The 13,014-nt window shown below is 71.5% G+C and carries 13 protein-coding genes; 7 read left to right on the plus strand and 6 right to left on the minus strand.

The window, feature by feature from the left end; genetic code table 11:
* Positions 1-77: 77 nt before the first annotated feature.
* The gene (locus tag PZE19_RS29095; RefSeq protein WP_277864112.1) at positions 78-1,106 is read right to left on the minus strand and encodes a DUF1559 family PulG-like putative transporter; all 1,029 of its coding nucleotides are present in this window, start codon (positions 1,104-1,106) and stop codon (positions 78-80) included.
* A 180-nt stretch (positions 1,107-1,286) separates the two neighbouring features.
* Between PZE19_RS29095 and PZE19_RS29100 the strand changes: the two genes are divergently transcribed.
* Positions 1,287-2,159, plus strand: coding sequence for an alpha/beta hydrolase (locus tag PZE19_RS29100; RefSeq protein WP_277864113.1), 873 nt, complete (start codon positions 1,287-1,289; stop codon positions 2,157-2,159).
* 30 nt (positions 2,160-2,189) lie between these two features.
* Here the strand turns inward: PZE19_RS29100 and PZE19_RS29105 are convergent, their stop codons facing one another.
* A complete protein-coding gene (locus tag PZE19_RS29105) occupies positions 2,190-2,807 on the minus strand; it encodes an FMN-dependent NADH-azoreductase (protein ID WP_277864114.1) in 618 nt (205 codons plus the stop codon).
* Between the two features lie 139 nt (positions 2,808-2,946).
* Here PZE19_RS29105 and PZE19_RS29110 point away from each other — a divergent pair, with 139 nt between their 5' ends.
* The 4 genes from PZE19_RS29110 (at position 2,947) to PZE19_RS29125 (ending at position 5,040) form a co-directional block, all read left to right on the plus strand.
* The gene (locus PZE19_RS29110) at positions 2,947-3,291 is read left to right on the plus strand and encodes a winged helix-turn-helix transcriptional regulator (protein ID WP_277864115.1); all 345 of its coding nucleotides are present in this window, start codon (positions 2,947-2,949) and stop codon (positions 3,289-3,291) included.
* 314 nt (positions 3,292-3,605) lie between these two features.
* Positions 3,606-4,211, plus strand: coding sequence for a PEP-CTERM sorting domain-containing protein (locus PZE19_RS29115; RefSeq protein WP_277864116.1), 606 nt, complete (start codon positions 3,606-3,608; stop codon positions 4,209-4,211).
* A gap of 110 nt (positions 4,212-4,321) precedes the next feature.
* Positions 4,322-4,549: a hypothetical protein gene (locus tag PZE19_RS29120; protein WP_277864117.1), complete on the plus strand. Its 228-nt coding sequence runs from the start codon at positions 4,322-4,324 to the stop codon at positions 4,547-4,549.
* Positions 4,546-5,040, plus strand: a complete 495-nt coding sequence (locus tag PZE19_RS29125; protein WP_277864118.1) for a DUF2243 domain-containing protein — start codon at positions 4,546-4,548, stop codon at positions 5,038-5,040. The genes PZE19_RS29120 and PZE19_RS29125 overlap by 4 nt, the downstream gene beginning before the upstream one ends.
* 4 nt (positions 5,041-5,044) lie before the next feature.
* Here PZE19_RS29125 and PZE19_RS29130 read toward each other — a convergent pair whose 3' ends face one another.
* Together PZE19_RS29130 and PZE19_RS29135 are read right to left on the minus strand one after the other, a co-directional pair.
* Positions 5,045-5,386: a hypothetical protein gene (locus PZE19_RS29130; protein WP_277864119.1), complete on the minus strand. Its 342-nt coding sequence runs from the start codon at positions 5,384-5,386 to the stop codon at positions 5,045-5,047.
* A gap of 93 nt (positions 5,387-5,479) precedes the next feature.
* Positions 5,480-6,454, minus strand: coding sequence for an oxidoreductase (locus tag PZE19_RS29135; RefSeq protein ID WP_277864120.1), 975 nt, complete (start codon positions 6,452-6,454; stop codon positions 5,480-5,482).
* Between the two features lie 84 nt (positions 6,455-6,538).
* Here PZE19_RS29135 and PZE19_RS29140 point away from each other — a divergent pair, with 84 nt between their 5' ends.
* Together PZE19_RS29140 and PZE19_RS29145 are read left to right on the plus strand one after the other, a co-directional pair.
* Complete coding sequence (locus PZE19_RS29140; protein WP_277864121.1) at positions 6,539-7,156, plus strand: TetR/AcrR family transcriptional regulator; 618 nt, start codon at positions 6,539-6,541, stop codon at positions 7,154-7,156.
* A gap of 92 nt (positions 7,157-7,248) precedes the next feature.
* Entirely contained in the window at positions 7,249-7,842 is a 594-nt protein-coding gene (locus tag PZE19_RS29145; RefSeq protein WP_277864122.1) for a hypothetical protein, read from the plus strand.
* Between the two features lie 226 nt (positions 7,843-8,068).
* Here the strand turns inward: PZE19_RS29145 and PZE19_RS29150 are convergent, their stop codons facing one another.
* Together PZE19_RS29150 and PZE19_RS29155 are read right to left on the minus strand one after the other, a co-directional pair.
* Positions 8,069-9,547, minus strand: coding sequence for a DUF1501 domain-containing protein (locus tag PZE19_RS29150; RefSeq protein WP_277864123.1), 1,479 nt, complete (start codon positions 9,545-9,547; stop codon positions 8,069-8,071).
* Between the two features lie 50 nt (positions 9,548-9,597).
* On the minus strand, positions 9,598-12,684 hold the full coding sequence (locus PZE19_RS29155) for a DUF1553 domain-containing protein (protein ID WP_277864124.1): 3,087 nt from the start codon (positions 12,682-12,684) through the stop codon (positions 9,598-9,600).
* Positions 12,685-13,014 lie beyond the last annotated feature (330 nt).

Genomic DNA, 13,014 nt, shown 5'->3' on the forward strand with positions numbered 1-13,014 from the left:
CCCGCGTCATGGTACCCGGCCGCCCCCCTCGGGCAATGTCGGTTCCCGAAGCCGGGCCGGATCCGTCGCCCGGCCGATCAGAAATCCGAGGCGCCGGCCTCGCCCCCGGCGCGGGTGGCGAGGGCCTTCGTGACGGCGGGGGCGGCGGTCGCCCGGAGCAGCCGCACGGAGCCGTCGCCCATCGCGGCGTACGCCCCGGCGGGGTGGAACGCGTAGAACCCGGTCACGTTGGTCTGGTTCACGGGCTGCTGGGCGGCGAAGACGAGCCACGGGAAATGGGTGCTGATCGCCCACGCCGCCTGGTGGCTGTCCCCGCACCCGTTGGGATGATTCGGGTACGGATAGGGGTCGACCGACGATCTCTGATCGTAGCAGTCGGGCCGGCCGGCTCGCTCGCCCACGAAGACGGTGTTCGAGAGCCCGTCGCGGACGTCCGCGAGCCTCGCCTTGCGGTAGCCCACCGGTGCGACGGTCGGCGCCTGGTACGTCGGCTCGCCCCAGGCGCCGAACTCGATCCCGTCGAGGATCATCGTCAGCACGACGCCGCCGTTGACGGCCGTGCCCGGCGGCCGCGTCCGGACGCCGCCGACGACCTCGTAATCCGCGCGGGCCGCCGCGCCGATCAAGGGGCCGGCGATCCCGGGGGTCCACGACGCTTGCCATTCGTGGACGTCGGGCAGGTTCGGCGTCGGGTTGGACGACGACGGGCAGACGAACGTCGCGATCGCCGCGTTGATCCCCGTCTGGTTGGCGTGGGTCGTCGCCGGCAGGTCGAGGTTCAGGCTCGCCAAGACGTCCGACCGCTCCAGGCCGGGCAGGATCGCCGTCCGCCACGGGTGGAAGTGGAACTCGTCGATGGCCGACCGCGGCCGGGGCAGGAACCCGCCGTTGTACAGGTCCGGCAGCGCCCGCGCGGCCGACTCGTGGTTCAGCACGCCGAGCATCACCTGGCGGAGGTTGTTCCGGCACGTCGTCGCCCGCGCGGCCTCGCGACTCGACTGCACCGCGGGGATCAACAGGGCCGCCAGCAGCCCCGCGATCGCGATCACCACCAGCAGCTCGATCAGGGTCATCCCCGAGCGTCCCCGCACCTCCGGATCCGTCATGAGCGGCCCCCTTCGCGAGTCGCGAGTTCCCCTGGCCGAAACTACGACAGTTGTCGTCTTTCAATTGTCATAGATCGACCGACGGCCGTCAAGTCCTACCCATCCGCGGTCCCGCGGAACCATTCGGCCTCGCGGGTGTTTCATGTCTCGGCGAGACATCCCGAGTTTGGAGACGCCGTCATGACCCGGTTCCGATCGATCGTATGCGCCGCGCTCTGGCTGGTCGTCGTCACGGGCGGGCTCGCGAGGGCCGGGGACGGCGGCGCGCGGGTGCGGCGGGACGTCGCCTATTCCGACGCCGGCCCCACGACCAAATTGAACGTCGACGCGCCGGCGGAGGGCGACGGGCATCCGATCGTCGTCTGGATCCACGGCGGGGCCTGGCGGTTCGGCGACAAGGACTTCATCCAGGGCCAGCCGGCGGCGTTCACGAAGCGGGGCTACGTCTGGGTCGGCGTCGAGTATCGGTTCGTCCCCCAGGTCACATACAAGGAGCAGGCCGGCGACGTCGCGCGGGCGGTGCGCTGGGCGCGCGACCACGCGAAGGAGTTCGGCGGCGACCCCGAGCGGATCTTCCTGATGGGCCACAGCGCCGGGGCCCACCTCGCCGCCCTGACGGCGACCGACGAACGCTACCTGAAGGACGCGGGCCTGGACCTTGGCGCCCTCTCGGGGGCGATCCTCGTCGACGGCGCGGGCTACGACGTGCCCCGGCAGGTCCGCGAATCGGTGATGCCGCGCATCCGGGCGATGTACACGGGCGTCTTCGGCGAGGATCTCAAGATCCAGCAAGACGCCTCGCCGATCGCCCACGTCGCCGGGGGCAAGGGCGTCCCGCCGTTCCTCCTCCTGCACGTCGGCCGGGCCGACTCCCGGGCGCAGTCGGGGGCCCTCGCGGCGAGGCTCCGCGAGGCGGGCGTCGCGGCGACCCTGGCCCCGTTCCCGTCCAAGACCCACATGACCATCAACCGCGAGATGGGCCAGGCCGGCGACAAGCCCACCCAGGCCGTCTTCGACTTCCTCGACGCCCGCAGCAAGGCCCGGCGCGAATGACGCGACGGTCGCTCGGCGGGCCTCGGCGGCTCAGGCGATCTTGAGGGCGGCGATGCGACTCTCGGCGTCCGCCAGCGCCAGGGCCCGCTGCTCCTCGCCCATGGCGACCCCCTCGGCCGTCACGAATTCGAGGTCGGTCACGCCGAGGAAGGTGAAGACGCTCCTCAGGTACGGCTCCTGGTGGTCGAGCGCGGCCCAGGGAGAGTTCGCGGCGTAGACCGCGCCGCGCGACGAGGCGACGACGAGCTTCCGGCCGCCGGCCAGGCCCTCGACGCCCGCCGACGAGTAGCGGAACGTCCGGCCGGCGACGCAGAGGCGGTCGACCCACGCCTTGAGCGAGCTGGGGATGTTGAAGTTGTACATCGGGGCCCCGACCACCACGACGTCGGCGCCCAGGAACTCGTCGACGACCGCCGCCGCGGTCGCCAGCTCCCGCTCCAGCTCGGGGCTTCGCTCGGCCGGCTCGGCCCCGCGTTGGGCCGCGACGAGCGCCGGCGACACGTCGCCCAGCGGCTCGACGGCCAGGTCCCGATACGTCACCTCGAGGCCCGGCGACCGCCGGCCGAACTCGGCGACGACGGCGGCCGAGAGCCGCCGCGAGACGGAATTCGCCCCGAGGACGCTCGAATCGACATGCAACAGCTTCATGAAACCACCTTCTGGTGAACCCCCTCGAACCCGGGCGGCCGGGACGGACTCGCCCCGACATGTGGGAAGGGTATTCCCAACGCTTCCCTTCGTAAAGTAGGCTCAAAAAGGGAAGCCGCTTCACTTTGGGAAAGCCCACATGCAGGCCGAAGAACGAGCACCCGAGACGTTGGAAGGGTTGCCGAGGCTTTTGGGCCTCCTCTCCGGGGCGTGGACGCTCCACATCCTGTGCGTCCTGCACAAGGGGCCGATCCGCTTCGGCGCGCTCCGCACGCGCCTGGGGGGCGTGTCGACCAAGACGCTCACCGAGCGCCTCAGGTCGCTGGAGTCGGAAGGGCTCGTGTCGCGACACTACGAGCCGACGGTCCCGCCGCAGGTCACCTACGCGCTGACCGAGAAGATGGCCGAGATCGGGCCGGTCCTGATGGAGCTGGAGCGGATCGCGGTCCGATGGTACGGCGCGGGAGCGACCCACGCCGAATAGACGCGGCGCGGCGGGCGATTCGTCGCGGCGACCCTGGCCGCATTCCCGTCCAAGACCCCCGCGAGATGGGCCAGCCCGGCGACGAGCCCACCCAGGCCGTCTTCGATTTCCTCGCTGCGAGGCCGAGCCCGCGGCCCGCGCGGGACGACGCCCGAGATCGCCCCTCCCCGCCTTCCCGACCGCTCGCGCTTCACCCGACCATGCATCAACCGACCTTGACCGATCACGTCGGATTTGACATCTTTGGGATCGTTTCGGGGCTCGGCCGCCGGGCGGCGAGCGACAGGGATGGAATTCGAGGCCGGGAGGACCCCATGCGTCGATTCGGATGGTTCGCGGGCGTGACGGCGATGTTCCTGCTCGCAGGCGCTGAGCGGACGGAAGCGGCGCCGCTGCGGCTCAGCATCTATGGAGGGGGGAGCCCCGGCATCGGCGGGGCCTTCGACGCCGGCAACGGCCTCCCGGAGATCCGGGTCGAGCGCGACTCGATCTCGCCCTCCGCCCGCGAGTGGCCGAGCGAGGTGAGCCGCAAGCCCTTCAGCGAGGCGATGTGGTTCCGGGCGAGCCTGTACGAGGCGGGGGGCCGACCACTCGCCGATGTCACGCTGACGGGGACGATCGAAGGCTTCATCGCACGCCGCTCGCCCGGTGAGGTCATGACGACGATATCGGGCCAAGGCGAAGCCACCGTGAGCGAGTTCTCGGTCTGGCCGGGGGTCGACCCCGCCACCATCCCGGACTGGTTCCGCGGGCTGACGGCGGTGATCACCGTCGGGCGGAGGCCTGGGGCGTCGCTCCCCGACGATAGCCAGTACGTCCTGACCTTCACCGCGACGCCCGTCCCCGAGCCCGGCTCGGCGCTGGTCTTCCTCGCCGCGGCCGGCGGAGGGATCGCCGTGCTCCGACGCCGTCGCGGCTGAGGGGCGCGGCATGCGATTCGCAGCGATCCTCCCGTCCAGGCTTCGCGGGACGGGCCGGCGAAGCCCGAGGCCGACGACTACCTCAATCATCGCCATCGAGACCTGACGACATGACGCGACTACGGCGGATCTCCCTCGCGGCGATGTTCTCGACGGGCCTCGCCGCGACGGCGGAGGCGTGCCCGGTCTGCTCCCGGCCGGCGGGCCGCGCGGTGCGGGCGGGGATCTTCGACGGCGGCTTCGGCCTCAACCTGCTGGCCGCGGCGCTGCCGTTCGGCGTCTGCCTGGGCGTCGCGGCGGCCGTGCATTTCGCGCCGGACGGGGGGCGGGAACGATGAGCGAGCCCATTGCGCTCGACCGTCGGCCGATCCTCTCGTCGGGCCTCCTGCTGGGGGTCGGGATGGGGGGCTTCGTCGACGGCATCGCCTTCCACCAGATCCTGCAGCTCCACAACATGCTCTCGGCGGTCCGCCCGCCCACGACGCTGGTGAACGTCGAGATCACCATGTTCTGGGACGGCCTCTTCCACGCCTTTACGTGGATGACGACCGCCCTCGGCCTGGCCCTGCTCTGGCGCGCCGGCCTGCGATCGGACGTCGCCTGGTCGACCCGCACCTTCGTCGGCGCCCTCGCGGCGGGCTGGGGCCTGTTCAACCTCGTCGAGGGCCTGATCGACCACCAGGTGCTGGGCCTGCACCACGTCGTCGAGGGCCCCGGCCACCTGAAATGGGACCTCGCCTTCCTGGGCTCGGGCGTCGCGTTCCTGCTCCTCGGCCTCGGCCTGATCCGCGCGGGACGCGGCGACGCGACGGCCCGGCGCATCCCATAGGCCGTTACGGCTCGTCCTGTGGAGGCGCCGGGTAAGACTCGGGGTGGCGGGCGGCGTGCCGGCCGAAGGCCGCAATGGCCCGGCGCATCGGGGCCGCCTTCAACCGGCTTCCGCGGTGGCTGTAGAAATGCACCTCCGCCCCCTCGGGCAGGTCGGCGGCGTCGACGACGTGCGGGTGGACTTGCCACCAGGAGTGGGCGTCCACGCACACGCCGCGGACGTATTCCTCGGCCTTCTCCAGGGACGAGGACACATGGAACTGGACCGAGTCCACCCGGGGGGCGGCCGGCAGGCCCATGATCTCGTAGTGCATCACCACCCAGACGGTCTGCCCGCGCCGGCCCATTTCGGCTCCGCCTTGCCTCTGCTGATCGTTCGACCCGACGCGTCCAGCATACCGACCGCGACGGCTCAGGTGGGGCGACGGCGGATCGCTCGATCAGAACCGCACGCCGGTGAACGCCTCGCTGAGCGTCCACAGCCGCTCGGCGAGTTCGGGGTCGCAGGCCCAGGGGGCGACGCCGGTCCGCAGGGCCATGTCGCCGGGGGTGGCTTCCGAGACGTCGCAGTCCTCGCAATACACGCCCCCCTCGCCGTCGAGCCGAGGGCTGGTCGCGCACCAGATCGACGTCGCGGCCCCCTGGGGGACGGTCTTCAATGGCTCGGTCGTCCGGCCGACGTCGATGCGGCCGTCGGGCAGGCGGCTCAGGCCGTACCTCGCAAGGTCCTCGTCGGTGAGGTGGCGCGCCAGGTCGGTGAGGATGCCGCCCGGATGCACCGAGAACGCCCGCACGCCGTGCGGCTCGCCGCGCCGGTCGAGGCCCAGCGCGAAGAGCGCGTTCGCGGACTTGGACTGGCCATACGCCTGCCACTTGTCGTAGGGCCTGCGCTCGAAGTTCGGGTCGTCGAAGTCGACCCCGGCGAAGCGATGGCCGCGCGACGTCAGCGCGACCACACGGGCCCCGCCCGCCTTGACGAGCGCGGGCCAGAGCCGGGCGGTGAGCTGGAAGTGGCCGAGGTGGTTGGCCGAGAATTGCAGCTCGTTTCCGCGGGCGTCGCGCGTCAGCGGGCACGCCATCACGCCGGCGCTGTTGATCAGGAAATGGATCGGCCGGCCGCTCGCCAGGAAGTCGCGGGCGAAGGCGTCGATCGAGCCCGGGTCGGCGAGGTCGAGCGCGGCCAGCTCGACCCGGGGCATGCGGCCCACGTTGGCGCGGGCCTTGTCGGGCGTCCGCGCCGGCACGACCACCGTCGCGCCCGCCTCGCTCAGCACCCGCGTCGTCTCCACGCCGATCCCCGAATAGCCGCCGGTCACGACGGCCACCTTGCCCGACAGGTCGCGCCCGCCGAGCGCCTCCTCGGCCGTCGTCGTGGCCCCGAATCCCGAACCGATGGGCTTCTGCTCGCTCGTCATCGCGTCGACTCCTTTTTTCCGTGCTTTCGTCCCGCCGACCGCTACACTACTTGAGGGGCGACTCAACCAACAGGATAATTGAGGATGGACTCAAATAAGTCAAGGGTCAAGCGCGAGCGGAGCGCCGTGGAGCCGCGTCGGCGGCCGGGCAAGGAGCGGGTGGCGGCCTTGCTGGCGGCGGCGGCCGCGGTGATCGCCGAGCGGGGCTACGAGGCGGCGACGATGACCGAGATCGCCGCGCGGGCCGGGGCCCTGGTCGGTTCGCTCTACCACTTCTTCCCGAACAAGGAGGCGGTCGGCGAGGCGCTGATCCGGCGGTTCGAGGGGATCCTCGACGAGGCCTTCGACGCGATCGACGCCCGCGCCGGCTCGATGTCGAGCGGGGACCTGGCGGACGCCCTGCTCGACCTGATGCTCGACATCCGCGGCGAGTCGAAGGCGCTCGTCCCCCTGCTGGAGGCCCGCGAGGAATGGTCGGCGAAGGGCCGCGACCTGCTCGACAGGATGCTGCGGCGCATCGCCGCGACGCTCACGATCCGCTCGCCCGGCCTGGACCCCGAGGCGGCCCGGAGCCTCGCCGTCGTCGTGCTGCAGAACATGAAGGCCGTGAAGGCCCTGACCGCCGACGACGCCCCCGCCGCGGCCGAGATGCGGGCCATGACCCGCCTCTACCTGGAGAGTCGGCTGCCCGATCACGGCTGAGGCGTCGGTCGGAAACTCCTTGCCGGACGCACGCGGCGACCGCATGATGATTTCATGATTCGGGCGTTACGTCTGGAGGGGGGAGGGGCGACATGGATCCGGCGACGGCGCGATCGACGACGCGGGCTCGCCCGGCCGGGCGGCCCTTCCGGCTGGTCGACGTCCTGATCCTGACGGCGGCGACGGGCGTGGGGCTCGCCGGGGCGCGGTGGGTCTATGAGGAGATCCTGTTTCAGGAGTTTTCTCTCGTCCCGGCCGGCATCCTGCTCGCGCCCGCGATGTTCGCCTGGCCGGTGATGACGGCCTGGATGGCGGCCTTGATCCCGATCCGCCTGATCGCGCCCCGGCCGCCCCGGCGACGCCTGGCGGCTCAGCCCGGCATGGCGGCGGCCTGCTCCACGTCCCTCGTCATGGCTTTCGCGGCCGTCGTCGCGTTGGTCGTGCCCCTCATGATGTCGAGCGCGTGGATGGGGCTGAGGGCCGACCTGATCGAGGCGCGAATCCTGGGCATCCCCGCGGCCGTCAGCCTGGCGATCCTCTCGTCATGGACGACGCTCGCGCTGGGCGGCCGCTGGCGACCCGAGCCGAGCTGGATCGATCGCCTGGGCCGCCTGCTCGCCGTCGCCCTGATCGCGACGGGTCCGGGCGTCGTGTTGGTCGTCCGCGATCTTCCCTACTTCTACTAGCCGATCGACGGATCCGCGCCCCAATTCGGCGAATCGGTGCATCCTTGGAAGTAAGGGATGCTGCGTCCGCGGCCTCCTCGACGACCCGCCGACGCGAACCACGAAAGCCGAAAAAGCATGTCGAAATCACACGAACGAAGCCGATTTTTTATAACGCAAAGCTTTATAAAACTAGAACTTACGTCATAAAAATCGGCTTCGCTCCGTCGCGAGCGAAGCCGATCGCTCAGGCCAGCAGTTCCTTGATGACGCGGGCGGGCTCGACGCCGGTGAGCTTCTGGTCGAGGCCCTGGTAGCGGTGGGTGAAGCGCTCGTGGTCGTAGCCGAGGAGTTGCAGGACCGTGGCGTGGAAGTCGCGGATGTGGACCGGGTCCTTGATGATGTTGTAGCTGAACTCGTCGGTCTCGCCGTAGATCGCGCCCGGCTTGGATCCGCCGCCGGCCATCCACATGGTGAAGCAGCGGGGGTGGTGGTCGCGGCCGTAGTTGTCCTTCGAGAGGCCGCCCTGGCTGTAGATGGTCCGGCCGAACTCGCCGCCCCAGATGACCAGGGTGTCGTCGAGCATCCCGCGCTGCTTGAGGTCCTGGATGAAGCCCCAGCAGGGCTGGTCGACGTCCTTGCACTGGCTGGGCATGCGGCCGCCGAGGTTGCCGTGGTGGTCCCAGTTGTTGTGGTAGATCTGCACGAACCGGACGCCCCGTTCGAGCATGCGGCGGGTCAGCAGGATCGAGTTGGCGAAGCTGCCGGGCTTGCGGGCGTCCTCGCCGTAGAGCCGGTAGGTGGACTCGGGCTCGCCGGCCGTGTTGGTCAGCTCGGGGACGCTCGCCTGCATCCGGAAGGCCAGCTCGTACTGCTCAATCCGGGTGTGGGTCTCGGGGTCGCCCACCTGGCGGTAGTTCATCTCGTTGAGGGCGCGGAGGCCGTCGAGCGTGTTGCGGCGGATCTCGGGGGGGACGCCCGGCGGGTTGTTGATGAACAGGATCGGGTCGCCCGCGCTGCGGAACGAGACCCCGGCGTGCTCGCCCGGCAGGTAGCCCGACGACCAGAGCCGGCCCGAGATGGCCTGGATCTGCTCGGTGTTCGACGGCCGCGCGACCAGCACGACGAACGTCGGCAGGTCGTCGTTCAGCGAGCCCAGGCCGTACGAGACCCAGCTCCCCAGGCAGGGCCGTCCGGTGATCTGGTTGCCGGTCTGGATGTACGAGATGGCCGGCTCGTGGTTGATGGCCTCGGTGTGCATGCTCCGGATGAAGCAGAGGTCGTCGACCATCTTGGCCGTGTAGGGGAGCATCTCGCTGACCCACATCCCCGACCGGCCGTGCTGGGCGAACTTGTACTTCGACGGCGCGATCGGGAACCGGGCCTGGCCGCTGGTCATCGTCGTCAGGCGCTGGCCCTGGCGGATCGACTGCGGCAGGTCCTTGTCGTACCAGTCGGCCATGGCCGGCTTGTAGTCGTACAGGTCCATCTGCGAGGGCCCGCCGACCATGTGCAGGTAGACGACCCGCTTGGCCTTGGGGGCGAAGTGGGTCGGGATCGGCGGGACGTGCGCGGCGCCCTTGCCCGCGTCGCCGGCCCGGGCCTGCGGGATCAGGCCGTCGCGGGCCAGGAGCGACATCAGGCCCGCGGAGCCGACGGCGTTGCCGCCGCGCCGGAAGAACCGCCGGCGCGTCTCGGACCGGACGTAATCGTCGATCGGGTTCATATCGGGCCTCGCTTGCGCCTGGGAGGGGTTGATCCGCGGACGGCCGGCTCTTACTTGTTCAGCACTTCGTCCAGGTTGAGCAGCTCGTTGGCGAGCATGGTCCAGGCGGCGGCCTCGGCCGGGACGAGGTTGGGGTCGCGGGGCGACGCGCCGACGGCCAGCAGCTTCTCGGCGTCGTCGGGGTGGGCCTGGTAGTAGGCGGCGAGGCGGCCGAGCGACTCGCGGACGACCGACGCCTCCTCTTCCCGCAGGGGCCGCGCGAGGACGCGGCGGGCCAGGGAGTCGGCGCGGGCCTCGAAGGCGGGCGTCTCGGCCAGGACGCGCTGGGCGAGCGCCCGGGCGGCCTCGACGAACTGGGGGTCGTTGAGCGCGACGAGGGCCTGGAGCGGCGTGTCGGTGCGCTCGCGGCGGACGGTGCAGACCTCGCGGCTGGGGGCGTTGAAGACCTCCAGCGAGGCCGGGGGCGCGGCCCGCTTCCAGAACGTGTAGAGGCTGCGGCGGTACAGGCCGTCGCCCCGGTCGGGCACGTACTTCTTGGTGTTGCTCTCGGGCATGGCGACGGCCTCCCACACGCCCTCGGGCTGGTAGGGCCGGACGCTCGGGCCGCCGACCTTGCCGACGAGCAGGCCGGACGCGGCCAGGGCGTAGTCGCGGACGACTTCGGCGTCCATGCGGAACCGCGGCCCCCGCGAGAGCAGGCGGTTCGACGGGTCCTTCTCCAGCTTCTCCGGGCTCGCCGCGGCCGACTGGCGGTAGGCCGACGACGTCACCAGCAGCTTGTAGAACCGCTTGACGTCCCAGCCCGACTCGCGGAACTCGACCGCCATCCAGTCGAGCAGCTCGGGGTGGCTGGGGAGCTCGCCGCTGACGCCCAGGTCGCCGGTCGTGCGCACGAGGCCCTGGCCGAAGACCTCCTGCCAGAAGCGGTTGACCGTCACGCGGGCGGTCAGCGGGTGTTCGGGCCGCAGCAGCCACTGGGCGAACCCCAGCCGGTTGCGGGGCAGCTCCTCGGGCATAGGGGGGAGGGCGGCCGGCGTGTGGGGCTTGAGGGGATCCCGGCGCTGGTCGTACTGGCCCCGGAAGAGCAGGAAGGCGGCGGCCTCCTCGGTCTTCTCCTGCATGACGTAGGCGATCGTGCCGCGGGCCGAGATGTCGGCCTTCTCCTTCTCCAGGGCGGCGAGCTTCGCCCGCAGGTCGCGGGCGGCCGGGTCGCGGGCGGCGAGCCACCAGGCGTAGACCGCGTCGGCCTCGGCGGCGGGCCGCTTGTCGGCGGGCTTCGCGATCAGGGCCCAGGCCCGGCCCAGGCCGGCCAGGTCGGCGACCTCGGAGTCGGGGAGGGTCCGGGCGTGGACGCGGACGTCGGCGATACCGACGGTCATGAGCCTGTCCGAGGTCTGCCGGCGGCCGACCCGGAGCGCGACGCCCGTGCGGATCGTCCCCTTGAGGTCGTCGTTCGTGACCGTCGCCGTCCGGGGGGAGCCGTCGACGTAGATCTTCACGCCGGCCCCCTTCCCCTTGCCGTCGTAGGTGACGAACACGTGGGTCCAGGCCTCGACCGGGACGTCCTCCGCGGTCATGACCCGCAGCGCGTCGGAGGGCCAGTCGCTGACGATGTGCGTCCCCACCTTGCGGCCGGCGACCCACAGGTCCCAGCCGCGGTGGCGGTTCGGGTCGTCCATCCGGGCGAGCACCGCGCCGGTCGCGCCTTCCTTGGGGAGCTTGATCCAGGCGCCGAACGAGAAGCCCTGGTCCCTCTCGAAGTCGCCGGCCTCGGCCGACTCGAAGACGACCCGGGGGGCGTCGTCGCCGCGGGCCGGCAGGCCGACGCTCAGCTTGAGGTCGGCCGCGGGGAGCATCGCGGCCAGGGCGTCGGGCGTCTGGGGGCCGAGCCAGGCGTCGAACCCGGCCCGGGCGGCCTGGGCGCGGGCGTCGACCTCGGACTTGGCCGCGGCGATCAGGCCCGGCAGCGCCTGCCAGCGGGGGGCGTCCTCGGCGCGGGGCACGGGGAGGATCGGGGCCGAGTCCTTCACGTTGCCGTCGTAGGCGGGCTGCGTGATGTTGTTGAAGAAGGCCGACAGCTCGTAGAACTCCTTCTGGGGGATCGGGTCGAACTTGTGGTCGTGGCAGACCGCGCAGCCGACGGTCAGCCCCAGGAAGACCTGCCCCACGGTCTCGGTCCGGTCGCGGGTGTAGCCGACCAGGTTCTCCTCGGCGATCGTCCCCCCCTCGTTGGTCGACATGGCGCAGCGGCTGAAGCCCGAGGCCACCTGCTGGGCGAGCGTGCGGTCGGGGAGCAAATCGCCGGCGAGCTGCTCGATCGTGAAGCGGTCGAACGGCATGTTGGCGTTGAAGGCCTCGATGACCCAGTCGCGGTACGACCACATCTCGCGGTAGTTGTCGAAGTGGAAGCCGTGGGTGTCGGCGTAGCGGGCGGCGTCGAGCCAATAGCGGCCCCGGTGCTCGCCCCAGGCCGGCGACTGCAGCAGCACGTCGACGTACTTCTCGTAGGCGTCGGGCGCGGCGTCGGCGACGAACGCCTCGACCTCGGCCGGCTTCGGGGGCAGGCCCGTCAGGTCCAGGCTCAGGCGGCGGGCGAGAGTCCGGCGGTCGGCCTCGGGGGCCGGCTTCAGGCCTTTGGTTTCGAGCGCCGCCAGGACGAAGGCGTCGATCGGCGTGCGGCCCCACGAGCCGTCGGCGACCTGGGGCGGGGCGGGACGCACGGGCGCGATCAGCGACCAGTGGGGCTGGTACTCGGCCCCGCCGGCGATCCAGCGCTTGAGGACGTCCTTCTGCGCGGCGGTCAGGGTCTTGTGCGAGGTCGGCGGGGGCATCACCTCGTGCTTGTCGGCCGAGTCGATGCGCTCGACCAGGGTGCTCTCGTCGGGCTTGCCGGGCTCGACGGCGCCCGCCTCGACGGCGGCCTCGCGCTTGTCGAGCCGGAGGTCGGCCTTGCGGGCGGCGGAGTCGGGGCCGTGGCAGGCGAAGCAGTTCTCCGCCAGGATCGGCCGGACGTCCCGGTTGTAGACGAGGCCGTCGTCGGCCTGCGCAGCCGCGGGGCCGGCGAGGGCCGCGGCCAGGCCGAGCGCCCAGGGCGCGACGACGCGGGCGGCGACGGAGGAACCTTGCGGTCGACTCATATCGGGTCTCCCTCGTGGCGGAGGTTCTCGGCGGGGCCGGCGGGCCGGGGCGCGGGGGTTGGGGCGGGGCTCCCGGGCTCGGGAGGCCGGCGCCGATCGTCCGGGAGCAGGCGCGGGGTCTTCGCACGACCGGCCGGGCCGGGGCGGCCGCGGACTCATCGATCCCGATCCTATCCGATCCGACCGCCCCCCCGCCACCGAATTTCGGCCCGACGGCGATCGACCCGCGCGTTGAACCGGGGTCGGCGATCGGTTCCAATGGACCTCCCCGCCCCCTCCGGCTCGAAGCGGAAGCCGGGGGACGCGGCGAGCGTCGCCGCGCGGCGACGC

Source organism: Paludisphaera mucosa (assembly GCF_029589435.1).
Taxonomy (GTDB): Bacteria; Planctomycetota; Planctomycetia; order Isosphaerales; family Isosphaeraceae; genus Paludisphaera; species Paludisphaera mucosa.